The sequence below is a fragment of the Rhodococcus sp. IEGM 1379 genome, assembly GCF_030056815.1.
Lineage (GTDB): Bacteria > Actinomycetota > Actinomycetes > Mycobacteriales > Mycobacteriaceae > Rhodococcus_F.
Genome location: NZ_JASHKR010000204.1, coordinates 1 through 488 on the forward strand (window position 1 = coordinate 1; position 488 = coordinate 488).

Genomic DNA, 488 nt, shown 5'->3' on the forward strand with positions numbered 1-488 from the left:
TCGGCCAGGAGTTGTGGAGATCGTCCTGCCAGTAGCCCCACGAGTGGGTGCCGGTGGGCTTGAAGTCGAACGTGGCCGGGATGTTCAGATCCTTGAGGCGGTACGCGAGGTTGTGTGTGCAGTAGTTGACTGCAGCCTCGATGATGCCTCCGACGATGACCTGGTTGGCCAAGGTGCCGACCTGACCGTTGATTGCCGGGTTGGCGAGGGTGTCATGCGGGCCGGGCAGGCCGGATCCGGTGGAGACGTACAGCTGGGTGCCGCGCAGCTTTTCGGCGTTGACAACCGGGTCGTTGTCGATCCAGCCTTGGCCGTCGAGCGGGCCCCACATGTTGGTGACATCTGCGTCGCCGCGCAGGCCGACGACCAGTTCGATGGAAGCCTGGCCGACGGGAGTGCTGGTCTCGGCACAACCGCTGTACGCGCCGACGCTCTTGTAGAAGCCGGGGGCTGCGATCGCGAGGTTCAGAACCGACGTGGCGGTCATG

General features: G+C 64.8%; 1 protein-coding gene. It reads right to left on the reverse strand.

What is annotated here, in order from left to right:
- Positions 1-488: alpha/beta hydrolase-fold protein (locus QM600_RS29530; protein ID WP_283265327.1), on the reverse strand; the 488-nt coding region annotated here is incomplete at both ends.